General features: G+C 65.2%; 26 protein-coding genes. 10 read left to right on the top strand and 16 right to left on the bottom strand.

The features are described from left to right. Position 1: 1 nt before the first annotated feature. Positions 2–511 carry a pyridoxamine 5'-phosphate oxidase family protein gene (locus ACQPZ2_RS28875; RefSeq protein ID WP_433521341.1) on the bottom strand — a complete coding sequence of 170 codons (510 nt, stop codon included), beginning with the start codon at positions 509–511 and terminating at the stop codon, positions 2–4. 13 nt (positions 512–524) lie between these two features. Then, entirely contained in the window at positions 525–1,145 is a 621-nt protein-coding gene (locus ACQPZ2_RS28870; RefSeq protein ID WP_433521340.1) for a TetR/AcrR family transcriptional regulator, read from the bottom strand. 149 nt (positions 1,146–1,294) lie between these two features. On the opposite strand from ACQPZ2_RS28870, the gene ACQPZ2_RS28865 reads away from it, so the two are divergent. Then, positions 1,295–2,092, top strand: coding sequence for an NmrA family NAD(P)-binding protein (locus ACQPZ2_RS28865; RefSeq protein WP_433521339.1), 798 nt, complete (start codon positions 1,295–1,297; stop codon positions 2,090–2,092). Positions 2,093–2,153: 61 nt separating this feature from the next. On the opposite strand, the gene ACQPZ2_RS28860 is transcribed toward ACQPZ2_RS28865, so the two are convergent. The 4 genes from ACQPZ2_RS28860 to ACQPZ2_RS28845 form a co-directional block, all read right to left on the bottom strand. Continuing rightward, positions 2,154–2,897 carry a tyrosine-type recombinase/integrase gene (locus ACQPZ2_RS28860; RefSeq protein ID WP_433521338.1) on the bottom strand — a complete coding sequence of 248 codons (744 nt, stop codon included), beginning with the start codon at positions 2,895–2,897 and terminating at the stop codon, positions 2,154–2,156. A gap of 253 nt (positions 2,898–3,150) precedes the next feature. Continuing rightward, positions 3,151–3,759 (bottom strand): hypothetical protein, encoded by a 609-nt coding sequence (locus tag ACQPZ2_RS28855; RefSeq protein ID WP_433521337.1) that lies wholly within the window; start codon positions 3,757–3,759, stop codon positions 3,151–3,153. Further along, the gene (locus ACQPZ2_RS28850; RefSeq protein ID WP_433521336.1) at positions 3,756–4,475 is read right to left on the bottom strand and encodes a hypothetical protein; all 720 of its coding nucleotides are present in this window, start codon (positions 4,473–4,475) and stop codon (positions 3,756–3,758) included. Before ACQPZ2_RS28850 ends, ACQPZ2_RS28855 begins: the two co-directional genes overlap by 4 nt. 1,061 nt (positions 4,476–5,536) lie before the next feature. Then, positions 5,537–6,064, bottom strand: a complete 528-nt coding sequence (locus ACQPZ2_RS28845; RefSeq protein ID WP_433521335.1) for a TetR/AcrR family transcriptional regulator — start codon at positions 6,062–6,064, stop codon at positions 5,537–5,539. A gap of 135 nt (positions 6,065–6,199) precedes the next feature. Between ACQPZ2_RS28845 and ACQPZ2_RS28840 the strand changes: the two genes are divergently transcribed. Then, positions 6,200–7,720 carry an MFS transporter gene (locus ACQPZ2_RS28840; RefSeq protein ID WP_433521334.1) on the top strand — a complete coding sequence of 507 codons (1,521 nt, stop codon included), beginning with the start codon at positions 6,200–6,202 and terminating at the stop codon, positions 7,718–7,720. Between the two features lie 184 nt (positions 7,721–7,904). On the opposite strand, the gene ACQPZ2_RS28835 is transcribed toward ACQPZ2_RS28840, so the two are convergent. Next, positions 7,905–8,525, bottom strand: coding sequence for a fumarylacetoacetate hydrolase family protein (locus ACQPZ2_RS28835; RefSeq protein ID WP_433521333.1), 621 nt, complete (start codon positions 8,523–8,525; stop codon positions 7,905–7,907). Then, on the bottom strand, positions 8,464–8,664 hold the full coding sequence (locus ACQPZ2_RS28830) for a fumarylacetoacetate hydrolase family protein (protein WP_433521332.1): 201 nt from the start codon (positions 8,662–8,664) through the stop codon (positions 8,464–8,466). The genes ACQPZ2_RS28835 and ACQPZ2_RS28830 overlap by 62 nt, the downstream gene beginning before the upstream one ends. A 422-nt stretch (positions 8,665–9,086) precedes the next feature. Here ACQPZ2_RS28830 and ACQPZ2_RS28825 point away from each other — a divergent pair, with 422 nt between their 5' ends. The 4 genes from ACQPZ2_RS28825 (at position 9,087) to ACQPZ2_RS28810 (ending at position 12,734) form a co-directional block, all read left to right on the top strand. Next, a complete protein-coding gene (locus ACQPZ2_RS28825) occupies positions 9,087–9,581 on the top strand; it encodes a RidA family protein (protein WP_433521331.1) in 495 nt (164 codons plus the stop codon). Between the two features lie 105 nt (positions 9,582–9,686). Continuing rightward, on the top strand, positions 9,687–9,836 hold the full coding sequence (locus ACQPZ2_RS28820) for a hypothetical protein (RefSeq protein ID WP_433521330.1): 150 nt from the start codon (positions 9,687–9,689) through the stop codon (positions 9,834–9,836). After that, entirely contained in the window at positions 9,833–10,324 is a 492-nt protein-coding gene (locus ACQPZ2_RS28815) for an acyl-CoA thioesterase (protein WP_433521329.1), read from the top strand. The genes ACQPZ2_RS28820 and ACQPZ2_RS28815 overlap by 4 nt, the downstream gene beginning before the upstream one ends. Before the next feature lie 7 nt (positions 10,325–10,331). Then, the gene (locus ACQPZ2_RS28810; protein WP_433521328.1) at positions 10,332–12,734 is read left to right on the top strand and encodes a bifunctional salicylyl-CoA 5-hydroxylase/oxidoreductase; all 2,403 of its coding nucleotides are present in this window, start codon (positions 10,332–10,334) and stop codon (positions 12,732–12,734) included. Positions 12,735–13,110: 376 nt separating this feature from the next. Here ACQPZ2_RS28810 and ACQPZ2_RS28805 read toward each other — a convergent pair whose 3' ends face one another. Genes ACQPZ2_RS28805 through ACQPZ2_RS28795 form a run of 3 tightly spaced genes read right to left on the bottom strand, consistent with a single transcriptional unit; the run spans position 13,111 to position 14,709 of the window. Beyond that, on the bottom strand, positions 13,111–14,148 hold the full coding sequence (locus ACQPZ2_RS28805; RefSeq protein WP_433521327.1) for a zinc-binding dehydrogenase: 1,038 nt from the start codon (positions 14,146–14,148) through the stop codon (positions 13,111–13,113). A gap of 25 nt (positions 14,149–14,173) precedes the next feature. Further along, on the bottom strand, positions 14,174–14,596 hold the full coding sequence (locus ACQPZ2_RS28800; RefSeq protein ID WP_433521326.1) for a (R)-mandelonitrile lyase: 423 nt from the start codon (positions 14,594–14,596) through the stop codon (positions 14,174–14,176). Further along, a complete protein-coding gene (locus ACQPZ2_RS28795; RefSeq protein WP_433521325.1) occupies positions 14,584–14,709 on the bottom strand; it encodes a hypothetical protein in 126 nt (41 codons plus the stop codon). Before ACQPZ2_RS28795 ends, ACQPZ2_RS28800 begins: the two co-directional genes overlap by 13 nt. A 62-nt stretch (positions 14,710–14,771) precedes the next feature. Here ACQPZ2_RS28795 and ACQPZ2_RS28790 point away from each other — a divergent pair, with 62 nt between their 5' ends. Further along, positions 14,772–15,653 (top strand): helix-turn-helix transcriptional regulator, encoded by an 882-nt coding sequence (locus ACQPZ2_RS28790; protein ID WP_433521324.1) that lies wholly within the window; start codon positions 14,772–14,774, stop codon positions 15,651–15,653. A 119-nt stretch (positions 15,654–15,772) separates the two neighbouring features. Here the strand turns inward: ACQPZ2_RS28790 and ACQPZ2_RS28785 are convergent, their stop codons facing one another. The 5 genes from ACQPZ2_RS28785 to ACQPZ2_RS28765 all read right to left on the bottom strand — a co-directional run bounded on the left by ACQPZ2_RS28785 (position 15,773) and on the right by ACQPZ2_RS28765 (position 21,599). Next, entirely contained in the window at positions 15,773–17,230 is a 1,458-nt protein-coding gene (locus tag ACQPZ2_RS28785; RefSeq protein ID WP_433521323.1) for an NAD-dependent succinate-semialdehyde dehydrogenase, read from the bottom strand. After that, on the bottom strand, positions 17,227–17,376 hold the full coding sequence (locus ACQPZ2_RS28780) for a hypothetical protein (RefSeq protein ID WP_433521322.1): 150 nt from the start codon (positions 17,374–17,376) through the stop codon (positions 17,227–17,229). Before ACQPZ2_RS28780 ends, ACQPZ2_RS28785 begins: the two co-directional genes overlap by 4 nt. A 295-nt stretch (positions 17,377–17,671) precedes the next feature. Next, the gene (locus ACQPZ2_RS28775) at positions 17,672–19,129 is read right to left on the bottom strand and encodes an aldehyde dehydrogenase family protein (RefSeq protein WP_433521321.1); all 1,458 of its coding nucleotides are present in this window, start codon (positions 19,127–19,129) and stop codon (positions 17,672–17,674) included. Between the two features lie 51 nt (positions 19,130–19,180). Next, positions 19,181–19,588 carry a hypothetical protein gene (locus ACQPZ2_RS28770; RefSeq protein WP_433521320.1) on the bottom strand — a complete coding sequence of 136 codons (408 nt, stop codon included), beginning with the start codon at positions 19,586–19,588 and terminating at the stop codon, positions 19,181–19,183. A gap of 91 nt (positions 19,589–19,679) precedes the next feature. Then, the gene (locus ACQPZ2_RS28765) at positions 19,680–21,599 is read right to left on the bottom strand and encodes a primary-amine oxidase (protein ID WP_433521319.1); all 1,920 of its coding nucleotides are present in this window, start codon (positions 21,597–21,599) and stop codon (positions 19,680–19,682) included. 535 nt (positions 21,600–22,134) lie between these two features. Between ACQPZ2_RS28765 and ACQPZ2_RS28760 the strand changes: the two genes are divergently transcribed. The 3 genes from ACQPZ2_RS28760 (at position 22,135) to ACQPZ2_RS28750 (ending at position 26,187) form a co-directional block, all read left to right on the top strand. After that, positions 22,135–22,848 carry an IclR family transcriptional regulator gene (locus ACQPZ2_RS28760; protein ID WP_433521318.1) on the top strand — a complete coding sequence of 238 codons (714 nt, stop codon included), beginning with the start codon at positions 22,135–22,137 and terminating at the stop codon, positions 22,846–22,848. A 203-nt stretch (positions 22,849–23,051) separates the two neighbouring features. Further along, the gene (locus tag ACQPZ2_RS28755) at positions 23,052–24,653 is read left to right on the top strand and encodes an acetolactate synthase large subunit (RefSeq protein WP_433521317.1); all 1,602 of its coding nucleotides are present in this window, start codon (positions 23,052–23,054) and stop codon (positions 24,651–24,653) included. Between the two features lie 13 nt (positions 24,654–24,666). After that, positions 24,667–26,187: an aldehyde dehydrogenase family protein gene (locus ACQPZ2_RS28750; protein ID WP_433521316.1), complete on the top strand. Its 1,521-nt coding sequence runs from the start codon at positions 24,667–24,669 to the stop codon at positions 26,185–26,187. The last annotated feature ends 18 nt before the right edge of the window (positions 26,188–26,205 follow it).

The following is a 26,205-nucleotide window of genomic DNA, read 5'->3' as shown; positions in this document are numbered from 1 at the left end:
GTCAGCTGGTTGCGGTGATGGACCGCAGTTGCCCGTCTTTCCAGACGTTGGTTTCCATGGCTTCGGTGCTGAATCGGGTGTCTGTGACCTCGTCGAGGTCGAGCAGGTAGACCCCGCTGGCTCCCATTTCAGTGGGGACGCCCGCGTCGGCGAGTATGGCCGCTTCCTGGGCGGGATCGGTGACCGGGACCGCTGTGCCGGTGAGCCGGGCGTTGGGCCAGACCGGGGAATCGGATGCGCCCGAGGATCCCGAGAGCACGGCGACCCGTGGGTCACGGCGCACGTCGCGTGCCTTCATGCTCTGCGGCATCAGGATCAGCACGGCATGCTCCCGGGTCAGCCACACCTCGACTGCGGACAGTCTCGGAGTTCCGTCCTTGCGCAGTGTCGCGAGAGTTTTGTTCGGGAAAGCGCGAAAGAGTGCTTCGACTCGGGTGGCGAACTCCGGAGCGGTGTCGACCACTCGGCTCCATGGTGCTTTCATCGCGGCAGGGGTTTCGGTGCTGGTCACGGTGTTCCTTTCACTATGTGGGGTGGGGCTCGGAATCGCGGGAGGGTTGTCTGAGTCCGTCGAGGATGAGGTTGACCACGCGGTCGGACTGGCGGTGCGCGTCGGGGGTGTCGGGCAGTTCCCACACTCCGCACAGGGCAAGCATCACGTCGTCGGCGTGGATATCGCCGCGGATCGCCGCGGTCGCGACGCCGTGCCGGAGTAGGCGTTTGAGGCCGCCGATGGTCTCGCCGTAGGCGTCGTGCATCTGTTCTTCTCCGGCGGCGGCCGCCGCGCGGAAGGCGTCGGCCATGCCGGGGCGGGTGCCACCGTAACGGCCGATCTTGCGCAGCCATCGCGCCAGCGCCTGCTCGGGCGGGAGCTGGGTGAGCAGTTGGTCGGCCCACTGTCCGAACTCCTGCATCTCCCGGCGGTAGACGGCGAGGAACAGCGCTTCGCGGGTCGGGAAATGCCGGTAGAGGGTGGCGATGCTGACCCCGGCCCGCCGCGCGACGGCTTCCAGGGCCATCTGCCCTCCCGGAGCGGTGAGTTCTTCGAGCTCCTGCACCGCTGCACGCAACAGGCTGTCGTAGTTGCGTTGCGCGTCGGCGCGCAACGCACGCGGCGGCTTCGCTGCGCCGGCCTCCGATGTCATCGCGCCCTCCTGTTCCCATCCGATCAGGGATAAACGTAGGTTCCTACGCTTAGTGTACGGTGGCCATAAGCGTAGGGTCCTACGCTTTTCTGGAAGTTCTCGGGCCCCCTTTTGCGGTGCGTCCGACCCATGATGTTCAGGAGGCAACCATGTCCACATCCCCGCCGCTGGCTCTCGTCCTCGGTGGCACCGGCACCACCGGCCGACGTGTCGTCGACCGGCTCACCGCCATGGGGCATGCGGTGCGCGTCGGCTCCCGTACCGGCACCCCACCGTTCGAATGGGATGACCGCGACACCTGGAAGCCGGTCCTGGACGGGGTCGACGCTGTCTACATCGTTCACCCCAACCCGTTCCATCCCGACTACACCGAACAGATCGGCGCCCTCGCCCACGCCGCGGCCGACGCCGGAGCCGGTCGGCTGGTGCTGCTGTCCGGCCGCGGGGACGAGGTCTCGGCAGCCAGCGAGGAAGCGGTGAAAACCACCGGCGCGCAATGGACTGTGCTCCGTGCGAGCTGGTTCAACCAGAACTTCAGCGAATCCTTCTTCACCGACGCGGTCCGCGCCGGCGACATCCGCCTGCCCGCCGGAGACTTCACCGAAGGCTTCGTCGACGCCGACGATATCGCCGACGTCGCGGTCGCTGCCCTGACCGGCGATGGCCACCACGGCAAAACCTATGTCCTGTCCGGCCCGCGGCTGCTCAGCTTCGCCGACGTCGCCGCAGCACTGTCGACCGCCACCGGCCGCACCATCACCTACACCCCGATCCCGCCGGAGGCCGTCCCCGCCGACGAACCCGACTTCAGCGCCGCGTTCGACTCCGAACCCACCGCACCGCATCGCATCCTGGCCCACGGTGTGCAGCAAGCCCTGGGCCGACCACCGAAAAGCTTCGCCGAGTACGCCCGCGACGCCGCAGCGACCGGGGTCTGGGACCTCTGACCCCGCCCCCCGCGAGACCACATCCCCACAGCGCCACGGAGCAGGCCGGTCGTTCGCGCCGTCAGCGACCGGCCTGCCGCCGGGCAGCAGGATCGGTGTCGGCCTGGAACCGGCGCAACCCCTCGTCCGATACCCGCGCGTACTTCGCCAGACTGCGCACCGAGGTGTGCCCGGACAGCTTCCTCAGCACCGGCGTCGACGCGCCTTCCTCCGCAGCATGCGTAAGCCGGGAATGCCGCAATTGATGCAACGTGTACGGGCCGCCACCGAACACTGCGGTGTGCTCCTCGAACAGCTCTGCAGCGCGCCGATACGACAACCTGGCCCGCCCCGTCGACGGATCGATATCGCCTGCCGCCACCGAAGGCCGCGCCTTGCGATCGGTGAGGAACACCGGGCCGGTCCGGCGGCCGGCCAGCAGCCGCGGCAGCAACCGGGCGGTACCGGTCTGCCACGCGATGACCTCCCGCGCACCGCCTTTGCGGGTCACCACCGCGCACCGGTTACCCGTGTCCAGGTCCGGCACGTCCAGCATCAACACTTCCTCGGCCCGGGCCGAGGATTCATAGAGCATGTGCCACAACAGCCGCTCCCGCAGCGGCGCATCCGAACCCAGAATCTCCGCGACACGGTCCCGGCTCAATGCCTTGCTGGTATCCGGCGGCGCGGGCCTCGCCCGCAACCGCACCAGCGGATCACCGGTCAGCCAACCCTGCTCACGCCAGTACCCACACGCCGAGGCCAGCGCGGTCAACCGGATGTTGAATGTCTTGGCCGAGCGGCCACCCCACACGAAGGTGACCACCCACTCACCCGATCCGGTTCCCGATCCAGCAGCGACACATCCGTGTCCGCCCCGAAGTCGGCCACCAGGCGATCCAGCGCCGCCGCATACGTCGCACGCGTGTTGCGCACCGTGATCGTCGCCAGATAGATCCGCGCCGCATCCGCCAACCGCACACCACTGGCCGACCGCGGTAGCGCACAACGCTCATAACGCCAGGACGACTCACCAGTTACTGTCGGTGCCATCCCATATTTGACGTGCTCGTATGCCCCTAATATTCAGGTGTCCGGCGGGTTCGGATGGCGGCGTAGTTGGCCCAGTCGGTCGCGAGGAGCGATGCGCGTTCGGCCGCGAATTTCGGGTTGCAACCGACGAGATCGGACAGGACCGGTGCGGGGATCTCGCGCAGCAACTCGTTGAAGGCCGCGACCCGGCCGGCGCTGGTGATGCCCAGCTGGCGCATCCGCTGCCGGAGCCGAGAAGCAGTTATCGGACGGTCCGGCCGCTGCCCCGGGAGCAACCAGGGCGATGCGGGATTGGCCGCGGTTCCCATGTTGCGGCGCTGGTTGATCAGTTCGGTGATGAGATCGCCCAACGGCTCGGGCATCGGCAGCTCTTCTGCGGCGATCCGCAGGAAGACCTGATCGTCACGGGTGGTCACGTCGTCCAGCCGGATCTGTGTGATCCGTGTGGCGGGCTGGGCGTAAAGCAGGACCAGCACGCCCACGACGCGATCGATCGGCGGCAGGGTTTCGTCGGTGAACAGTCGCCGGACCAGGGCGATCCGCTCAGGTTGTGGTTGCGCGTCCGGCGTGACCGATCTCGGCGGGTTCGGAACGTGCAGCTTCGGGCAGAGCCTTCGCCGGATCGCGAACGTCATGAAGATGCGGGCCAGCAGGCGCGTCTTCGGACCGGAAGCGAACCAGTCGTCGATGTCGCGCTGAGTGCATTCGGCCAGGGGCTGTCCTCGCGACCGCAGCCATCCGAGGAAATCCCGTGCTGCCTTCGCCTGATTTCGGGCAGTGCTCCAGGCAAAGGGACGTAGGTTGCCGTTGTCGAGTTGCCGGAGGATCCGGTGGCGGTGGTGCCATTTGATGTAGGTGGCCAGCGCCTGGCGGTCCTCGGCCGCGTCGATCCGGCCGAGCTGCCGTAGCTGCCCTTACCGAAACGGACATAACAAACACCGAAGTCGCCGAACTCCGTAGCCTTGGGGTTGCGGCCGAAATCGTGGACCTCCAACCGCACCACTTCCTGGCGGCGAAGCCCGAAAGCGTAGGCAGTCTTCAACAATGCCGCGTCGCGGAACGCCGCCACCGCACCCTTGCGGCCGTGCCGGCGGATCTCCTCGACCATCTCGTCAGCCGCGTCGAACAGCAGCTGCAACTCGACCCGGGTCAATGCCCGGCGCTGCGGGCGCCCCTCGACATCCTGGATGTGCTTGGCACTGTTCCAATCGTGACTGATCTGGATGGGATGAGTCCCAAATCGCTTCTCGCACTCGACATCCCACCCATAGAGCGGCTCGCAGACGTAGGCGAGGAACGAGCGAATCGCCAGCTGGTAGGCCCTCACCGTCGACAACGCGAGCCCGCGCACCGCGCGAAGATCGGCCGACCACTCCTCGAGATGCTGTGGTGCCCACTGCCACGGGAATTCGCCGGAGTGCTCCTGGAACCTCCGTAGCAGGTCCAACCGGGAATCGACCGTGCCGAAGGCCAGGTTCCGGCTCAGCTGCTGCTGCCGCCACCCCTCAGCATCGCCTCGAACACCTGCACGTCCGGACGCAGCAATGGCACCCCAGGCGCCACAACCCGATGGGCCGCCCCAGCGACCTCCAACCTCCGCGATCCTGCCACCCAACACCCCAACATCTGCCGAAGGATTCGTTTCATCAGATGATAGGTCCACCAGAAAGGGGCTGATCACAGCCCTGGCTACATCACAAGTCCGACCACCACCGCAAGGCTGCAATCGCCGAATCCTCGCAGCTCATAACCCAAACCCATTGGCCCGCACAATCATTCATCGGATGAAATACGGGCCAGCGCACATAGTATGCCACTATCTGCGGTAACTCCTTAGCGTGACTTTTCTCGCGGATGCTCCCGGACCCCCAACAAGCTCACCTCGACCAGCAGCGCGAGGTAGCGGCGATCGCCCGGCAGCGCCGGTCCGAGCAGGGCCTGCTGGTCGTCGAGCGGATTCCGGGCGGTCTAGGATCTCCCCCGACGGCGAAAGTCTCGATGAGGTGGCCGTACTCAGAAAGCGCCGCGAGATTGGCTAGCGCGATCATTCGGGGGCCAGTCCCGTGCGCCATATGCGGCGACGCCTGAGTCGACCAGATGAGTTTCGGCTGGCGTGCCACTCTGGATCCGAGAGTTGTTCACCGGACTGGCAGTTGGTAGACGGGGAAGACGGACTCCGGTCGCCGCAGGTAGTTATCGGCGCTCGGTTCTCCATGCCGATCGCCTGTGCCGCGGCGGAGATGTTGAGCACTTGGCCGGTTTGTGCTCCTCCACTCGGGGAACCGACCTACGCCCAGCGCTGCGCATCTGTACGGCGGCATTTCAGCTGATCCGCTTGAGCGGGTGTTCGTATTTGCGTACTTGCGCTGCTCGGTCGCAAACGGCGACGCCGAGCGCCAGCGCGTGGGAGCGCTACTGTTTTGTGGCATTGCCGGTTTCTGGCTGTGTCATCGTGAGGAGGTAGCCACGGGCATGGGTCAAGCTGTCATCGGTCTCATCGCCGTAGGCGTAGGCAGTGGCGAGGCCCTCCGCTGCTCGCTGGACTATATGGGCGAGTTCACCGTTGAGGCCGTCGAGAATGAACTGCTGGCCCCACCATGCGGCATCATCGCGCACTGCTTTGACAGCAGCGGGCACCGATCCGATTCCCGCCCACAATGCCATACTTGCCATGTACTCGGCGGAGTGCTCTGGACTACATACAGTCCGGATGTAAGCCCGCAGCATCTTTCCAGGATGGTTTTCGCTGAGGTCGAGGTTGGAGATCGCCCTGGTTCGGAACTGTTCGTTGGCGTCCTCGACTACAGCGACGACCAGGGCTTCTCTGCTGGAGAAATGATGCAGAAGGCCGCTCTTCGACACACCAGCGGCCTCGGCGATCTTTGCAATCGAAACGCCAGCGCCCTGCTCGATCATTGCCCTTGTCGCGGCGTCGAGCACTGCCCGTCGAGTCCGCTCAGTGTTCCTCCGATGAGAGGCCTCGAGTGATGTCGGAAAATTAGAAATCTCTGCGCGATCCATGTTACCTCCCGAGCAGATTGTACTGCCGACCATACGGTCGGTACAGTAGCCCGCATGGTCGAAGAAGTGCGCGGTGCGGGCAGGCGCGAGTGGGCTGCCCTCGCGGTTCTAATTCTGGCGGTGTCACTGCTCGCGGTGGATGCCACAGTTTTGATCTTGGCGATACCGTCGTTAACCGCTGATTTGAGCGTCACATCATCGCAGTTGCTGTGGATTGGCGACATCTACTCGTTCACGCTTGCGGGTCTTTTGGTCACCATGGGTAACCTGGCTGACCGGATAGGTCGCCGGCGGCTTCTACTGTTGGGAAGCGTGGGCTTTGCTGCGGCCTCTGCTATCGCTGCTTTTGCCGGGTCGGCGGAGGTCTTGATTGCGGCCCGCGTACTGCTAGGTATCAGCGGCGCCACAATCATGCCGTCGACCTTGTCGATCATTCGTAACCTCTTCGATGTGCCTGCGCAACGTACTCGCGCCATCGCGATATGGTCAGCGGGCATCACGGGCGGTGCTGCACTTGGTCCGTTGGTGGGTGGGCTACTGCTCGAGCACTTCTGGTGGGGTTCTGTATTCCTGATAAACGTCCCGATCGTCGCATTGGTTGTGATCGGTGGGGCGATCTTGCTGCCCGAATCGAAAAATTCTGACAATCCGCGCGTGGACCTCCTGTCGGCAGCGTTGTCCTTTTTGGCGATCACCCCCATCGTCTATGCGCTCAAACACGCGGTAAACGTGGGCATCGATCCGACAGTCGTTGTGAGCGCGTCCTTCGGCGTGGTGGCCGGCCTCGCGTTCGTTCATCGCCAGCGGCGCCTCACCAGTCCACTGGTAGATGTAAGTCTGTTTCGTGTCCCGGCCTTCTCGGGCGCCGTCATAACCAACACACTGGCGATCTTCGCTTTCACCGGGCTACTGTACTTTTTCTCACAGTTTCTGCAGCTTGTCCGGGGGCTCAGTCCGCTGCAGGCAGGCTTGGTCGAGCTCCCGTCGGTCGTCGCTTCCATCGGCGTTATTGCCGTTGCAGGACCGGTAGTTGCGAGAGTCGGCACGGGGCCTGCAATCGGTCTCGGCCTGGCCGTCGCCGCGGCTGGCCTCGGCATGCTCGCACTCGTCGCGGGGCAGCCCGGGTTCACCATGATTATGACGTCGCTAGTTGTCGCCGGGGTTGGCATAGGTCTGACGATGACCCTATCGGTCGACGCCGTGGTCACTGCGGTCCCGAAAGCACGTGCTGGGGCAGCCTCGTCAGTATCGGAAACCGCATACGAACTCGGCGTGGCTCTGGGTGTCGCTGTTTTGGGATCGCTGCAGACCGCGCTGTACCGGCATCAATTAAATCTGCCGGCGGCGACACCTGATGCAATGCGCCGAGCTGCCGAAGATTCCCTCGCGAATGCTGCACGGGCCACCAATGTTGCCACGGATGTGGGTCGGCTGGTTCTCGAAACTGCACGACATTCGTTCACCACGGCCATGCAATACACCACTGCGACAGCTGTGGCGCTTCTGCTCGTCGCCGCTTTTGTGGCCGCGCGCATCATTCCGGCCAACCGGACCAATGTTGCCTCCCGCGACTGAAATACGTGATGGGCGCCTTTCTCAGAATCCAGCGCTCGCCCATCGGGAGTCGCGGGGCATACCTGCTACTGAGGACGGCCTTCCTGGTGACGTACGCTTCGACCGCGCGAGCCAGGGCCCGCGCCACCGCAGCGCTGCGGCCGATATGCCACCTGCCGTTGGATCTGGACCGGTCCGTGGATGGCTACGGGCCTTCGACATCGCCGACGTAGCGCCTGGTTTCACTCGCGTGGATTGATTGTGCAGTCGTGGAGGCCCTGCGCGGTAGCCCACTCCCGCTGCGGCATCGCGGTGGCAGAGTTGCCTTTCGATATCCTGTGGAGGTCGAAGCCGAGGTGGCGATTCGAGCCTGACGTCGACGTGTAGAAGGACGCGATACGGCCGCATGCGCGTTGGCGTCGCACACTCCGCATCCGACACAGCTGTCGTGTTCGCCTTTCCGTCCCGCTCGAGCGGGTTCGATCTCATTTAGGACGGGGTGATTCGGTTGTGTAGCTTGCCGATGCCCTCGATTTCGGTTTCGACGACGTCGCTGGCGCGCAGGTAGTGCGGCGGGCCGCAGCGATGCCGACACCCCCGCTGTGCCGGTCAAAACAACGTCTCGGGGGCGCAGCATGGTGAACGCCGAAATGCAGGAGAGTGGCGCCGCCGCGTCGAAGACGAGGTCGTCGGTGGATCTGGTCTGCTCGTTGGTGCCGTTGATTCGGCAGACGCTGCGGGGGCCGTCGCGCGGATCTACTTCATCAGGCGTTACGAGCTCGGGACCAAGTGGAGTAGTGGCGTCGATAGCTTGCCTTGCAACCATTGTGGGGTTTTCGCTGCCAGCCGCGTACCGAGAAGTCGTTCGCGACGGTGTGGCCCGCGATGGCCTCCCGCGCCGTGTCGCGATCGGCCCGGCGCACGATGGTGCCCACGACGATCGCGAGTTCGGCATCCAGTCGCACAGCACGGTTTCGGCAGGGCCAGGTAAAGCGATGTCGGCGTCCCGGGCAGTGAGGGTGTCGGCGGATTTCGTGATGAGCGTGGGAATTCGGGTGCGGATCGATCCACCTTTGGCGATGGGGGTGCGGTTGTTGTGGCCATGGCGCGCGGTCCTGGACGGTGCTGTCACTACCTGGTGCCGCCGGCCCGGTGGCGGCTGTTCGCCGGGCAGTGGTCGGACCGAGCGCCAGTCCGGACTCGACGGCAGGACGCCGATGTCGGCGGCGTTCGTCGCGTACCACTGCCGGTCGAGGTTGACTTCGGCGTGACTGCTGTGGTTGTCGCAGAGAACTGTCGCAAGCGCATCCCCGGACTCCAGGATTCGGCCGGGTTGCTCGGCAGCGGTTTCGAACGCCGGCGCAGAGGACATGTATATAGCGTTCTCTTGACGGAAATCAAACAAACAGCATATTATTGCGTGGATCGATTCGAATTGGCACGCCGCCCGGTGGGTCTCTGTGAGAAAGAGGTGATCATGCTCGTCGACCACATCAATCCGCCCAAGTTGGCCAAACCCTCTGGGTTCGCCCACGCAACCCAGTACCGCGACATCGTTCATCTTGCAGGCCAGACGGCCTTGACGCCGGAGGGGACGATCGTCGAGGGCGGGATTGTCGCCCAGTTCAGGCAGGCGCTGGCCAATGTGATCGCGGCGCTCGAGGCTGCGGGTGGAAAGCCGCAGAATCTGCTGTCGGTGACCATCTATCTTCTGGACATTCCCGGTTATCAGGGCCACGCCAAGGAAATTGGTCGGCTATGGCGCGAGTTGGTTGGCGAGGTGTATCCGGCGATGGCCGGAATCGGTGTCACCGCGCTCTGGCAACCCGGGGCGCTGGTGGAGATTCAAGCCGTGGCCGCGCTGGGTTCCGAGCAGGCCTGACGACGTCGGCTCGGTGCGGCCTGAGAACCTAGCGCGGCATCGACGGCGATAAAATAGAAGCAATGAGGTTCGTATGGCCTCACCAGTTCGAAAGGGCCGAGCCTGATGCTCACACCCTCCGCTCATATAGGCACCTTCTGCCAGGACAATCTCCCGCCCGAAGCCGACTGGCCCGATCTGCTCTTCGATCTGCCCCGCAATCCCAGCGGCGAGCTACAGCGGTTCAAGGTGCGGGAGAACTGGGGGGCGCGATGACCGGCATTGTGATCGAGCGTGTCGTGGACTGGCAGGACACCGATGCGGCCGGGCACTACCACCACAGCACGGTCGTCCGCTGGGTTGAGGCGGCCGAAGCCGCATTGCTCGACCGAGTCGGACTGCGCTGGCTGTTCGGTCGGATTCCGCGAGTGCGTTACGAAGTCGACTATCTCGAGCGCCTCTGGTTCGGCGATACCGCCTCCATCGACCTGTCGGTGGACCATGTCGGCCGATCCTCGCTGCGCTACGGCTTCGTCATCAGCAGGATTCCCGCGGTGAGGCGGTCGTCACCGCCGGAACCATCGACGATCGCCGCACGCGGCCTCCTGACAATCGCCCACGTGTCCGGGGAAGACGGGGGTTCGCTGCCGTGGCCTGACAACATCGCCGCCGTTTTACGCGGCGGGCTGCTGCCCGAATTCGGCCTGGCCGAGTCCACCGGGCAGCTCACTGAATTCGAACCGACTTCGACCCCAGAAGTGTGAGGCTTTCATGCGTATTGCAGTGATCGGCGGAGGGCCCGCGGGGCTGTACTTTTCTGCCTTGATGAAACAACTAGATCCCACCCACGACATCACCATCTGGGAGCGCAATGCTCCCGACGACACCTTCGGGTTCGGTGTGGTGTTCTCCGATGAGACCCTCGGTGGCATCGAGCACGCCGACGAGCAGTTCTACGGTGCGATGAGCGAGCAGTTCGCACGCTGGAGCGACATCGATATTCACTACCAGGGTGAGGTCCGCACCTCCGGTGGCCAGGGTTTCGCGGCGATGAGCCGCAAGGAGCTGCTGCGCATTCTCCAGCGGCGTTGCGCCGATCTCGGCGTCACCATCCATTTCCGCACGCTCGCACCCGAAGTGGAGGAGCTGTCCGCCACCCATGATCTGGTGCTGGCGGCCGATGGTCTCAACTCCGTGGTGCGGACCCGGTTCGCGGAGGTGTTCGGTCCGAATCTGGATCGGCGGCACAACAAGTACATGTGGCTGGGCACCGACCGGGTGTTCGAGGCGTTCGAGTTCTTCATCAAGCACACCCCGTACGGGGTCATGCAGGTACACGGCTATCCATTCAGTGCTGAGCAGAGCACCTTCATCGTCGAGATGCACGAATCCGTATGGCGGAAGGCCGGTTTCGACGCCTTCGGCGACCGTGCGTTTCTGCCCGGTGAGAGCGACGAGAAGTCCATCGCGCTGCTGGCGGAGATCTTCGCCGACGAGTTGGACGGCCACGGTCTGCAGGCCAACAACTCGCGGTGGATCGACTTCACCACCGTCCGCAACCAGACGTGGCGGCACGGCAATGTCGTGCTGATGGGCGATGCCGCGCACACCGCGCACTTCTCGATCGGCTCGGGCACGAAACTGGCCATGGAAGATGCGCTCGCGCTCGCCGCCTGCTTGCACGAAAAGGACTCCGTCGCAACCGGACTGGAAGCATACGAGCAGGAGCGGAGACCTGTCGTGGAGTCCACTCAGCGGGCGGCTCAGGCCAGCCTGGAGTGGTTCGAAGCTATCGGCCACTACACCGATCAAGCGCCGGATCAGTTCGCTTTCAATCTGCTCACGCGCAGCCGCCGCATCACCTACGACAACCTGCGGCTGCGTGACAACGGATTCGTGAACCGGATCGACGGGTGGTACCTCTCGATCCAGGATGATACGTCGGAAAACGCGGTAGTTATCGGAGACGAAACCCGTCCGCCGATGTTCTATCCGTTGCGGCTCAAGGGAATCGAACTGCCCAACCGGATCCTCGTCTCGCCGATGGACATGTACTCCGCCGTCGACGGTGTGCCCACCGACTTCCACCTTGTGCACCTGGGCAGCAAGGCGCTCGGCGGTGCCGGGCTGGTGATGACCGAGATGGTGTGTGTGTCGCCGGAGGGGCGGATCACCCCCGGTTGCGCGGGGCTTTATACCACCGAACAAGAGCGGGCCTGGGCTCGGATCGTGGATTTCGTGCACGCCAATTCTCGCTCGAAGATCGGTGTGCAACTGGGGCATTCCGGCCGAAAGGGCGCCACCAAGGTCATGTGGGACGGCATCGACGACCCGCTGGAGGTCGGCGGCTGGGACACCATTGCCCCGTCGGCCATCCCATACGGACCCGATAGTCGCAGCCCACGCGAGATCACGCGCGGGGAGATGGACGAGATCACCGAACAGTTCGCCGATTCCGCTCAGGCCGCCGCCCGCGCCGGGTTCGACCTGGTCGAACTGCACTGCGCTCACGGGTATCTACTTTCGTCGTTCCTCTCACCACTGGCCAACCAGCGCACCGATGAATTCGGCGGCTCACTCGAGAACCGTTTGCGCTTCCCGCTGCGTGTCTTCGATGCGATCCGAGCGGTGTGGCCGGCGGATCGGCCGCTGTCGGTACGGATTTCGGCCACCGACTGGGCCGAGGGGGGCAACACGGTCGACGACGCGGTCGAAATCGCTCGTGCCTTCGCCGACCACGGTGCCGACGTGCTGCACGTGTCCTCCGGCCAGGTGGTCAAACACGAGAAGCCCGCGTTTGGACGCAGCTATCAAACACCGTTCGCCGACCGGATCCGCCAGGAGATCGGTGTCCCCTACGGCGTCGCGGTAGTAGCGGTCGGGGCCATCTCCACCTACGACGACGTCAACTCTGTATTGGTTGCCGGGCGTGCCGACCTTGTGGCGATCGGCCGCGCTCACCTGTGGGATCCGCAATGGACCCTGCATGCGGCGGTCGACCAGGGGTACCTCGGCGAGGCCGCGGAATGGCCTGCACCCTTTCGCGCCGGTAGTCGCAAACCACCGACCGGTCGCACCGACGGCCCACCCCCACGTCTTCAATTGATCCGCGCGGTCGAAGGATCCACGTCCTACCGGCGACGGTGGCAGCCACGTCACGTAGTAAATCGCTGAGTACTCGCGCCGAATCCGTTTGTCGCCCCCGGCCGGTTCCGGGCGGGGGATTTGCATTGTGGTGTGGGATCTTTCAGGACGGCGCGGTCACATTCAGCCGAAGCTTCTGCGACGGTGATTCGCCGTGGGGATCGCGGACAGAATCGAGACATGTCCCGGATGTAGGAACCGCACCGTATCGCGATATCGGTTGCCCTGGCGGTTGTCGGATCGGCCTGCAGCAGATCGATCCGCACAGACCAGTCGTACATCACGCAGGTATGCCATCGGTTTCGTGTTGTAGTAGCGGCGGAAGCCGTCCTGGAGCGTGCGGGCGCTCATGCCGACTGTCTCGGCAATGTCGTTCGATGGTGAGCGGTTCATTCGGTCGATGGGGTCAGGGGTGGACGAGAATCTTGAGCGCTTCGCGGTTGTCCATGGCGTGATAGCCGTTGGGGACGGCGTCCAGGCCGATCTCTCGGTCGAACACCTTGCCCGGCTCGACGGTGCCGTCGAGGACACCTGGCAGTAGCGTGTCGATGTAGGCGCGCGCGGGTGCGGGACCGCCCGTGAGAGTGATGTTGGCGCCGAACAGGCTGCCGAAACCGACCGGGGCGGATTCGTATTGGGGCACGCCGACCCGGCTGATCACGCCGCCGGGGCGCACGACGCCGATGGCCTGCTCATAGGCGGGCACATGCCCGACGGCCTCGATGACGACGTGTGTGCCGTCGCCGCGGGTCAGTTCGCGCACGGCGGCGATGCCTTCCGCGTCGCGTTCGGCGACGACGTCGGTGGCACCGAACTCACGCCCGAGGTCGGTGCGGTCCTTGTGCCGCCCCATGAGGATGATCCGTTGCGCACCAAGCTGTTTGGCGGACAGCACGGCCATTAGCCCGACCGCGCCGTCGCCGATGACGGTGACGGTGGTGTCCGCGCCGACGCGGCCCTTAACCGCCGCGTAGTAGCCGGTTCCGTACACATCGGAAAGGGTCAGCAGCGACGGAATCAGCGGCGAATTCTCCTCGACCGGCACCGGGACGAGCGTGCCGTCGGCCAGCGGCACCCGCACGGCCTCGGCTTGGCCGCCGCGGACATCGCCCGCGTTCCAGAACCCGCCGTGGCGGCAGGAGGTTTGCAGCCCTTCACGGCAGAAGTCGCAGGTGCCGTCCGACCAGGCGAACGGGGCGATGACGAAGTCGCCCTTCTTTACTGTTCGGACCTCACTGCCGATGTCTTCGACGATGCCGACGAATTCGTGGCCCATGGATTTGCCCTCGGGCGTCGTGGGCATGTTGTGGTACGGGTGCAGGTCCGAGCCGCAGATGCAGCTGCGCACCACGCGGACCACGGCGTCGTTGGGGTGCTCGATGGCGGGGTCGGGGACGATGATGACGCGGACGTCACCGGCGCCGTACATGTAGGTGGCTCGCATGGGAATCCTCCGGATCGTGTCGGGGTCAGTGCCGGGTGAGGTGTTGTTGGGCGCGGGCGTATTCGTCGTCGGTGACGTGCTCGCCCCAGGTGGTTTCGGGGAGGTCGGGATCGCCGGTGCCGTCCCAAATGGCCAGGTGGGTCATGAAGTGCTCGGATGTGGCTCCGTGCCAATGCCATTCGCCGGGCGGGGTGTAGACGGTGTCGCCCGGTCGCATCACGATGACCTGCCCATCGCGGGTGGCGACCAGTCCGATGCCCTCGGTGACGTGCAGGGTCTGCCCGAGTGTGTGGGTGTGCCACGCGGTGTGGGCGCACGGCGCGAAATGCACCGCGTTGACCCGCGCCCGTGCGGGTTCCTCGCCCCGGTAGATCTGATCGAACCAGACGTCACCGCTGAACCATTCGGCCGGACCCCTTCCTGACGCCTGCTTGATCAACTGCTCCATACCGTGCTCCTCTGCTCGATCGAGATTGCTATCAGCTTGCCGATCGTCTTGGCGGGTGCGTCGTCGGCTGGCTGATCCCAGTACACGCTCTCCGGAATCTCCACGGGAGTCACCGCTGTTCCAGGTAATCGCAGTACCTCCCTCGAGCGGCCACGATCCGTCTACCGTTGACGATATGGATGACCACCGTGCTCAGGTTCGGGAGTTTCTCACCTCGCGTCGCTCTCGCCTGACCCCTGAGCAGGCCGGTCTGCCCGCTTTCGGCGGCAACCGGCGCGTCAAGGGACTGCGTCGCGAGGAAGTTGCGCTCCTGGCCGGAATGAGCATCGACTACTACGTGCGCCTCGAGCGCGGCAACCTCGCAGGCGCCTCCGACAGCGTTCTGGACAACCTCGCCCGCGCACTCCAACTCGACGAAGCCGAGCGCGCCCATCTGTTCGACCTTGCCCGCGCCGCCGTCCCCGCGCCCGCGCGGCAACGCCGCTCCAAGACGAGCACCGGCGTCACCGCGGCCATCCAGCACATGCTCGACGCGATCACCGACGCACCCGCCTGGATCCGCAATGCCCGCCACGACCACCTGGCCACCAACGCCCTGGCCCGCGCCCTCTACGCCCCGCTGCTCGCCGACCCCCACCGCCCCGCCAACACCGCCCGCTTCACCTACCTCGACCCCGCTTCCCGCGACTTCTTCCTCGACTGGGAACGCGCCGCCGACGATATCGCCGCCATGCTGCGCTCCGAGGCGGGCCGCAACCCGAACGACCGTCAACTCATCGAGCTGATCGGTGAACTATCAACGCGCAGTGACGAATTCCGCACGCGCTGGGCCGCCCACAACGTGCGCTTCCACCGCACCGGACACAAGAAACTCCACCACCCCGTCGTCGGACGGCTCGACCTGGAATTCGAGGCCATGGAATTCCCCGCCCACCCCGGCCTCACCATGCTCGTCTACACCGCACCCCCGAACACCCCCACCGCCGACGCCCTCAAACTCCTCGCCACCTGGGCCGCCACCCTCGACCAGAGCCGTGAATCCACCGGCCAACCGTGAACGCGCTCGGTCATCGACGTACGAAACCGTTGATGGTGACGCGGGGGCCGCTCTCGGGTCGGTCTGCGGCCAGCGCGACAGAACGCGATACCGCTTGCCGGAGAGTTTTCCGCAAGCGTCTATGGCAGGGCAAGGTACTTGACCTCGAGATATTCGTCGATGCCTTCGCTGCCGGCTTCCCTGCCGATACCGGACTGCTTTATCCCACCGAATGGGGCTGCGACATCGGAGATGATTCCACGATTCATGCCGACCATGCCGGCTTGCAGGGCATCCCCGACACGCAGCGCCCGATCGAGGTCGCGGGTGTAAATGTAGGCGGCCAAACCATACTCGGTGTCGTTTGCGGCGGCGATGCCCTCGGCCTCGCCGTCGAATCCGGTAATCGCGGCCACGGGACCGAAGACTTCCTCGCGCAGGATGCGTGCGTCGGCGGGCACGTCGGCGAGCACGGTCGGCGGGTAGAAGTAGCCGGATCCCTCGATCGCTGTGCCACCGGTGGTGATCCGGGCACCTTTGGCGACCGCATCGGCGACCAACTCCATTACGATCGCTCGCTGCCTCTGACTGATCAGCGGGCCGACCTGGGAACCATCGAGGTAACCTGCGCCGATTCGCAGTGCTCGCATACGTTCGGTGAGTTGGTCTGTGAATTCCGGGCGCACCGCGTTGTCTACGTGGAAGCGGTTGGCGGCGGTACATGCCTCGCCGACATTGCGCATCTTGGCCGCCATCGCCCCGTCGAGCGCGGCATCGAGATCTGCGTCGGCGAATACCACGAACGGCGCGTTGCCGCCGAGCTCCATCGACGAGCGCAGCACGCGCCTCGCGGCCTTGGCCAGCAACAGTTTTCCGACCGTGGTCGAACCGGTGAAGGTGATCTTGCGGAGCCGGTCGTCGGCGAACATCGGGTCGGTGAGTGTGGTCGCATCCGAGGTCGGCAGGATCGACAGCACGCCCCGCGGTAGGCCGGCGTCGGCGAATGCCTGTCCGAGTAGCAGCATCGTCAGCGGCGTCTCGGCGGCAGGTTTCACGACCATGGTGCATCCGGCGGCGAAGGCGGGCGCGATCTTGCGAGTTCCCATGGCCAGTGGAAAGTTCCACGGGGTAATCGCCAGCGTCGGACCGACCGCCTGCTTGGTGACCAGAATCCGGCCGTTCCCCGATGGCGAGGGCATATAACGGCCGTTGACCCGCACTGCCTCTTCACTGAACCAGCGCAGGAATTCGGCGCCGTAGTCGACCTCGCTCCTCGCCTCCACCAACGGCTTACCCATCTCCAGGGTCATCAGCAGCGCGAAATCGTCGCGCCGGTCGGTCACCAATTCCCATGCCCGGCGCAGGATCTCCGCTCGCTGCCGGGCTGGCGTCGCCGCCCAGGCGGCCTGGGCTCGCGCCGCGGCATCAAGTGCCCGGGCACCGTCCGCTGCGCTCGCATCGGCGACTTCTGTCAGCAGCGAACCGGTGGCCGGATCGTATACCGGGAAAGTGCGCCCTCCCTCGGCTGGCACCTGTGTGCCACCGATCAACAGGCCCGTTGGCCCTCGGTTCAACAGTGCTGCCACGTCGACCGTCATCTATCGTCCTTGCTCGATATGTTCAGTAATTGGTGTTTCGAACCATCGCTGATGGAGCGACGCCGGTGGGCACCGCGCACCCGCAGCTTGCGGATCACATCGCTCAGCTCGTCGATGCCGTCGGCGAGCAGTTCATTGCTGATCATCAGTCGCATCACGTTCCCGCCTGTGCTGTAAGTGAGTCGCGCGGCTTCAATGCTGAACGGTTCGGCCGCAACAGCTTTGGTGAGATCGGCGTTGGGTTCTCGGCTGCACGGGCGATCTCGATAGCGAGCATCGTGATCGCCCGCGCATTTCGCCGATCAGGCCGGTCTGGGCGGCGAGCCCATGCATCCGCAGGTTCAGCGCCGCGGCTGGCACAAGCTACGCTGGGTTGGAGCGCAAAGGTTTCAGCGCAGAGTTCGCGTGACTCCTCATGTCCCTTCGCGGTGATCGGCGCCCTTACAGCACGACGGTGACCACTTTCTCCTCAGTGCAGGCGTGCAGACCGGCCAGGCCGAGTTCGCGTCCGATGCCGCTGGCTTTGACGCCGCCCCAAGGTAGCGCAGGGTCCAGGGGAGACCAGCCGTTCACCGCGACCGACCCCGCTCTGACACCGTCGGCGACACGATGGGCGGTACTCAGATTCTGGGTCCAAATGGTCGCGGCCAGACCGTATTCGGTGTCGTTGGCTATCGCGATGGCCTCTTCCTCGGTATCGAAGGCGATCACGCAGCCGACGGGTCCGAAGACTTCCTCGCGAGCGATGGCCATTGTGTTCACCGCGTCGGCGATAATCGTCGGCTCCACGTAATAACCAGGCAGCGTTGGAGTCGTGCCGCCGACGACGAGACGCGCGCCCTCGGTCACCGCACCGGAGACATGACGTAGCACCGACTTTCGTTGGCGCTCGTTGATCAGCGGCCCCATCGTTGTGGCGTCGTCGAACGGGTCGCCTAGGATCTGAGCCCGTCCGGCAGCTTCGAGGCCATCGACGACCTCGGCGTATACGCTGCGGTGGGCGAGGATGCGCGAGCCGGCTGCGCAAACCTGGCCCTGGTTGGCGAACAGTCCCAGGCTGAGACCGGCCAATGCGCGGTCGAGATCGGCATCGGGCAGCACGATTTGCGGACTTTTCCCGCCGAGTTCGAGGGTCAGGCGTTTCATGCTGCCGGAGACCTCGCGGTGGATGGTGGTGCCGACGGCCGTGCTGCCGGTAAAGCTGATCTTGTCGACTTCGGGGTGAGCAACGAGGGCGGCCCCGGCGATATCGCCGCGGCCGGCAACGACATTGACCACGCCGGGCGGGACTCCCGCTTCGTCTATCAGGCGAGCGAGGTGCAGCAGAGACAAGGGGGCGTCTTCTGGTGGTTTGACGACGATGGTGTTACCCGCGGCCAGTGCGGGCGCGATTTTCCAGGCAGCGATCATCAGCGGGCTGTTCCAGGGGACGATGATGCCTAGCACGCCGATCGGGTGGCGGACAGTGTATGACAGTGTATCGGCGCCGAAGTACCCGTCGGTTGGGATCGTCTTTCCTGTGATCTTGTCGGCCCATCCGGCGAAGTGCCGGAACGTCGCGATCGCCATCGGTACGTCGAGACCTGCGGCCTGTGCGAGGGGTTTGCCGATATCGAGGGCTTCCAATCCGGCGAGCACACCGGCGTCGCGGGTACAGAGATCGGCGATTCGGTTCAACAGGTCCACGCGCACACTCGGCTTGGATCGCGACCAGTGGTTGTCGAATGCGGTGCGGGCGGCTTGGACCGCGCTGTGCACATCGCCGGCGTCGGCGGCTCCGAACTCGGTGATCTGTTGTCCGGTTGCGGGATTGATGTCGACGAGATTCCTTTGCGCGTCGGACCATTTGCCGTCGATGTAGAGCTGGGTGGTGAATTCGGTGGGTGCGGAAGAGACCATGTGTCGGCTCCTGGATAGCTGGGTGCGGGTTATGAGTTCGGGTGTCCTGGCTCAGAACAGGCCGGCGAGCATCGCGGCGGAAGCTCCGATCATCACCAGGCTGACCGATCGGTCCAGCCGGTTGATTCGGGTGCGGCGCACGATCACGACGTGGCCGATTGCCCAGATCGCCAGTGCCACAACAGCGGCCATCGAGCCGGAGGCGACAACCGTATGGTGGTGCTGGTGGCCACCCGGGATCTCCTCGAGCGCCGGTGCCGCCTCCGCTGTGAGATGCGCCGGCAGTGTCAGGAGCGGCAGGATCACCATCATCACCAAATCGAACAGACACAGGCGAGACTGCCGGGCGTGTCTGTGTTCGGTGGTCAGCCAGAACAGAGTCGTCAAACTGGTCAACGACACCATCAGCATCACCAAAGGTGAGTTGTCACAAGCCATCACGACCATCGCCGCGATCATCACCCCCTGAGCGGTCGACGAGGTCACCCCACGCAGCCAGGTGGGGGCAGCGTGCCGCGTCCGCGCGAGACGCTCGTCGCGCAAAGCGGTGCTACTCATGGCAGCTTGCCGGGGGAACATGGCAGTGTCCTGGGGCGGGCGGGGGTACGTCGAGGGTCGGGTTGCGGTCGAAGAAGCCATTGGGAATCAGGCGGAATCCGGCGCGGTCGACGGGCATGATCGGCCAATCCTCTACTCGAGGGGCGTGGGTGAGGCCGAAGGTGTGCCACACGACCAGCCGCTGGGACTCCAGTTCACGGTCCTCAGCGACGAAGGCGGGCAGCCCTGCGCCGCCGGGATGCTGATTGACATAGTCGCCGGCGGCGTAGCGCTGTTCGGGGTCATAGCGGGTCACCCACAGGTGCTTCGTGGCGAACTCGGCGCGCCGTTGAATCGAGGACTTGTCATCGGAGAGCAACGCCGGGCCGCCTTGTGGCTGCAGCGTATACGTCACCGGACGGCCGAGTCGGTTCGCGGAGTTCGGGTTGGTGATATCCCAGACGCGGCCGGCACCGGTGTCCGCATTGCGGCGGGCGGTTGTTTCGGTGCGCAGTGCGGTGGTGCGGTAGGTGAACGCGTTGCCGTGTGGATTGTCCGGTCCCATGGGCACTCGCTGGACCTCGCGTTCGAGCACGGTGTTGGTGTGGCCGTCGATCGCCATGTCCAGGCGTGCGCAGAACAGGTGCTGGTGCAGTGGGCCGCCGATGCCGGGTGCCATTTCGGTGGCGTAGGGATAGTCGCCGCCGGGGTAGGCGGAGGGGAATACGATGCCGGTCGCCTTGACTTCGAGTTCGATGGCTCCGTCGAGGTACAGGTACCAGTAGAAGCCATAGTCGTAGTTGCCGATGGTGGTGAAGAACGAGATGACCATGCGGCGATCGCGGCGGGTTTCGCGGGATCCGGTCCACAGGTCGGTGTGTTTCCACAAGACGCCGTGATCCTCTTCGTGCATGCAGATCGCATTGGAGATGACCGTGGGCGCGCCGTGCTCGTCGGCCAGGACGGCATCCAGGTATGTGATGTCGCCCAGACAGTCGCATCCCAGCGCCAGCGATGTGGCGGATCGACCCAACAGGTATTCGCCGGTATCGAAGTAGTTCTGCCAGGAGCGAATAGGGGAGGGGTCGGCGTAATTGACGACCATCTCGGAAATGGATGCCCGATCGATGATCGGACGGACTCGGTCGCCGTCGCGGAACCCGATGGCGTGCAGGACCAGCCCCTCACGCTGGTCGAATCCGACATCGAGTGACCAGTTCTCCCATTCGAGGTGGTTTCCGTCGAGGGTGAAGCTGGGACCTTCCGGCTGAGTGATGTGGATCGGGCGTTGGCTGGTGCGCGGCGGGCCGGTGAATGCCGGGTCGTCGTAGTTCGCTGACGGTGCCGGGATCGCCACGGGACCGCTGTCGATGACGGCCATTACTTCGCGGCGGGTGACATCGACGAAGCCGACCAACCCGTCGATCGGGTGCGCCCACACGTGGTCTTCGGGGAAGTCCTGGCGGAAGGCAAGGCCCCGCAGGATCCTGCGCCCGTGTTCGTCGGGATAGTCGAATACACCCGCGGATAGCGGTGCTACGCGCACGTTTTCGACGGACGCGCCACGGGCTGCCAGCGCGGCCAGCCACCGGTCGTCGGCTGCCAGAATTTCCTCCACGACACCGAATTCGCTCAGCAGAACGGGCAGTTGGCCGTCGATGGCGGGATCCAAATGGCGAGTGGTGAGGATGGTTTCGTCGGTCAGAGCGAGCCATACATCAATGGCCTTGCCGCTGTTGACATCCTGGAGCATGACTCGGCATACCCGCCGGGTGCGCGCCTCTGGATGCCAGTCGTCGAGTCCGAGGTAGGCGAATCGCGTGGATTCGGTGAGTAATCCACTGGCGGCCACCAGTTCCCGGACCTGTTTGATTTCGTCCTCGGTCAGGGGGGTGATGGCATGACGCTGATCGGGGGACGGTATGTGATTCACGGATGCATTTCCGATCTGTCTGATGAGAATGTGGCTTCGGCGGGAATCGGCGCCGGCACGCCGGCCCACCGATGGGTGCGTCGCGGGAAGCCGCGTTGCTGGTCAGCGAGTAGACACGGGGACGCTGAAAGCGTCACGGTCTAGTAAGTCGCCGCATCCTCGTCGTCGGACTCGAGTACATGGGGCCTATCGCCGCGGTAGGACGTGGCAATGCGGGTGATGTACACCAGGAGATCGTCGGCACTGGATCGCGCGACGGCGGTCGCTGATCTCGTGCCGCATCGGTGGCGGGCGGCCCGCGTCATCGGCGGTCGAGCCCTGTCCGGTGAGGCTGGGGGTGCCATCCAGTCCTCCAAACTATCCGTGCGATAATCGCACGCTATCGGTGCGTTAATGTGAACTATCGTGGCTGTCGACGGCATCGGAGTCAAGGCGTCGTCGCAAACTTTGCGTAAACCGCCCCGCGCGCACCGGGGCGGGCCGGATCGACGTGCGGCGAGCGCAGAGCGCACGCGAGTGTGGTAAAGGTGAGGCAGTGGACGTCAATTCCCAGGACCGGGTCAGCCATCCCAACTCTCAGACGCTCTCGCGGGGGGTGGCGGTTTTGCGGGCGGTGGCGCGAAACCCGCAGGGGCTCAGTGCCACTGAGCTGGCAGTCGCCACCGACCTCAATCGCACGGTCGTGCACAGGCTGATTCAGACTCTGGTTTCCGAGGGTTTCGTAGAGCGAACCGACGAGGGTCTTTACGTACCCGGCCTGGAATTGCAGACCCTGGTCGGGGTGGGGCGTCCCGCTGTCATCGACTTCTCGCGGCCTCTGCTGCAGCGACTGGCGGATCGGCACGCCTGCACTGCCGTGCTGTATTTCGACGATGTCGATTCTGTAGTCGCCGCAGCGGTGGCGGTACCGGCGACCTCGGATGTGTATCTCGCCTACCGTCCGGGCAGTCATCATCCACGCGACCGAGGGTCGGCGGGATATGCGATCCTCGCGACCAAGCCGCCGAGCGACGACGATCCAGCGGGGGTCATCGAGGCGCGGCGCCGGGGCTGGGCGGCCACCAGTGGTCACATCGTGCCGCACGCACACGCGGCGGCGGTGCCGATTCCCGGCGGCGGCAGCGGGCCTGATTGCTGCATCATGGTTGTTTCCTACGACCAACAGCGGGTTCAGGCTGCCGTTGCGGACCTGCTGGACGATGGCCGCCTCGTGGGCGCCTTCATTCGGGGCCGGTCTCCTATGGCTTGACCTGCAACGCATCGACAACTTCACCTCTCGGCGACGCCCCGGACTGTGCACGCGCAGTCCGGGGCGTTTTCGTGTGCGCTCTGCGAACGCTCCCGTTGTCGGCTGACGGCTTCGTGCGGAACTGATTGACACCCCGCGTCACCCGATGCATCATGATTTGCGATAAGCGCACTAGTGATGTGCGATAAACGAACGGATTGCTTGTGAGTTCGAATCCCTCCACTCCCGGAAAGTCCTTCGCGCAGACGAACGGCGCGGAGTTGCTTGTCGCCACTGCCGTCGATCTCGGCCTGGACATCTGCTTCGCCAATCCAGGAACCACCGAGATGCCGCTGGTCGCGGCGCTGGATGCGGTGCCGGGGGTCCGGCCGGTGCTGGGCCTTTTCGAAGGGGTCTGCGCCGGTGCCGCCGATGGATACGGCCGGATCGCGGGTCGGCCCGCGATGACGCTGCTGCATCTGGGGCCGGGCTTGGGCAATGCGGTTGCCAACCTGCACAACGCACATCGGGCGTACACGCCGATCGTCAACCTTGTCGGCGATCACGCCAGTTGGCACGTTGGCTTCGATGCCGCATTGACCTCCGATATCGGATCATTGGCCCGGCCGGTGTCCCGCTGGGTGCGCAGTGCGAAGACCGCGTCGGGGCTCGGCGACGATCTGGTCGCGGCGCATTGGGCTGCGATCGCCGGTCGCGGGCCGGCCACGCTGATCATTCCGGCGGATTTGCAGTCGAGCCCACTCGACCGCGCCGCAGCGCCGGAAGTGCGCCCGGCCGGTGGTTGGTCTGTGCGCGGGCGTGCGGCCGCGTCCGATGTCAGCGTCGCGGCGGCGGCCGCTGCGATCCGGCAGGCACGCAAGCCGATCGTGATCCTGCTCGGCGCAACCGCACTCGATGCCAAGGGGCAGGATGCGGCGTGGCGGCTGTCGGTGGCATTCGGGGCGACGCTGTACTGCGAGACCTTCCCGGCGGTCGTCGAACGCGGCTCGACGCTGCCGGAACTGGATCGGCTGCCCTACTTCCCGGAGACCGCGATCGCGGCGCTCGCCGACGCTGAGGTGGTGCTGTTGGCCGGAGCGAAGGAACCTGTGGCGTACTTCGGTTATGAGGGGGTGCCGAGCTTGCTGGCCCCACCGGGCAGCGTGGTGCCGCTAGCCGGGCCGACCGAGGACGCCTCGGCTGCGCTGGTCGCGCTGGCCGATCTACTCGGAGCCGGGCCCGCCGCACTGCCTGCCCGGCCACATTTGACGATGCCCGCCGACGAACCGCTGAGCGGAGCCAACGCCGGCCGGGTGATCGCGGCGCTGGTACCCGAGGGTGCGATCGTCAGTATCGAAGGCGGGACCTGCGGTTATCCGTTCTTCACCGCTTCGGCCGCTGCTGCTCCGCACACGGTGCTCACCAATACCGGCGGCGCTATCGGGCAAGGTATTCCCGCTGCTTTGGGCGCTGCGATCGCCGCTCCGCACCGGCCGGTGCTGGCACTGCAGTCGGACGGTAGCGCCCAGTACACGCTGCAGTCGCTGTGGACGATCGCGCGTGAGCGTTGCGATATCACCGTGCTCATTGCCGCCAATCACAGCTACAACGTGCTGCGGACCGAACTCGACCGGCACGGCACCACCGATCCGGGTCCCGCCGCACAGGCTCTCACCGATCTCGGAAACCCCCGCATCGACTGGCTGGCGTTGGCGCGCGGCTACGGCGTCGACGGTGTGCGTGTGCACACCACGGCCCAGCTCGCGGCAGCGCTGACGGACACGCTGCGGGCGGGTGGGCCGCATTTGATCGAGATGGTCCTGTGAGAGGAGAATTACGATGACCACCGACACAGTCAGCCAGTCCACCCACGCCACGGTGCAGCGGTTTCTGTCCACACCTGTTGGCATGCTGATCGGCGGCAGACGGGTCGAGGCCACATCCGGTAACTGGTTCGACAGCATCGATCCGGCGACCGGATCCCGCCTGACCAGCGTCGCGCTGGGCGATCCGGCCGATGTCGACCGAGCGGTGACCGCGGCGCATGCCGCGTTCGACGATCCCTCGTGGCAGCGACTCGCGCCGCTGGACCGCGGGCGGCTACTGCATCGACTCGCCGATCTGATCGAGGAGCACGCCGATGAACTGGCCCTGCTCGAGTCCTACGACAACGGAAAACCGCTCTCGGTAGCCCGAGCGGTCGACGTCGGCACCTCGGCGAAGTTGTTCCGCTACTTCGCCGGGTGGCCCAGCAAATACGAGGGAGCCACCATCCCGGTATCCCCGCGCGGCGGCTTGGATGTGCTCAACTACACCACGCATGAGCCCATCGGTGTGGTCGGCGCGATCGTGCCCTGGAACTTCCCGATGTCGATGGCGGTCTGGAAGCTCGCACCGGCACTGGCGACCGGTAACACCGTCGTGCTCAAGCCGGCCGAGGAAACCTCGCTGTCCACGCTGCGCCTGGTCGAGTTGATTCACGAGGCAGGGTTCCCGCCCGGTGTCGTCAATGTGGTGACCGGGCCCGGTGCCACGGTCGGCGCCGCGATCGCCGCGCACCCCGGGATCGGGAAGGTCGCCTTCACCGGCTCCACAGCTGTCGGGCGTGCGGTCGCGATCGCCGCGACGGGCAACCTGAAGAAGGTATCGCTGGAACTGGGCGGCAAAAGCCCCAACATCGTGTTGCCCGACGCCGATCCGGACACGGTCGCGGCCGCGGCGGCCGAGGCGATCTTCTTCAATCAGGGGCAGACGTGCACGGCAGGCTCTCGGCTGTACGTTCACGCCGATCTTTACGACGAGGTGCTCTCCGGCGTTGTCGACCGGGCTCGGCGCATCGTCGTGGGGCCTGGGACAGACCCGGCCACGGAGATGGGTCCGCTGGTATCGGCCAAGCAGCACAAGACGGTATGCGGGTATGTCGAGTCCGGTCGCGCCGAAGGCGGCCGCGTCGCCGCTGGGGGCGGTCGCCCAGCGACGCTCGCTTCGGAGTATGCAGGTGGGTTCTTCGTGGAGCCGACGGTCATCGAGGCGCCGGACGACGGGCTCACCGTGGTTCAGGAAGAGATCTTCGGTCCTGTCCTCACGGTGCTTCGCTGGCATGAGACCGATGATCTGATCCGCCGGGCCAATGCCAGTCCGTATGGGCTCGCGGCCGGTATCTGGACCCGCGACCTCACCAGCGCCCACACCCTCGCTCGCGCGATTCGCGCGGGAACGATCTGGATCAACTGCTACAACCTCACCGATCCGGCCTCGCCGTTCGGCGGCTACAAGGAATCGGGCTGGGGCCGCGAAATGGGCAGAGCCGCACTCGATCTGTACACCGAGACCAAGAGCGTCTGGGTCAACCTCGGCTGATCCAGCACGCGCTGATCG

Origin of the sequence: Nocardia pseudovaccinii, assembly GCF_050942345.1 — a bacterium.
Classification (GTDB): Bacteria; Actinomycetota; Actinomycetes; order Mycobacteriales; family Mycobacteriaceae; genus Nocardia; species Nocardia pseudovaccinii.
The sequence above is the reverse complement of the archived record's forward strand: the minus strand, read 5'-3'. Positions and strand labels throughout refer to the sequence as shown.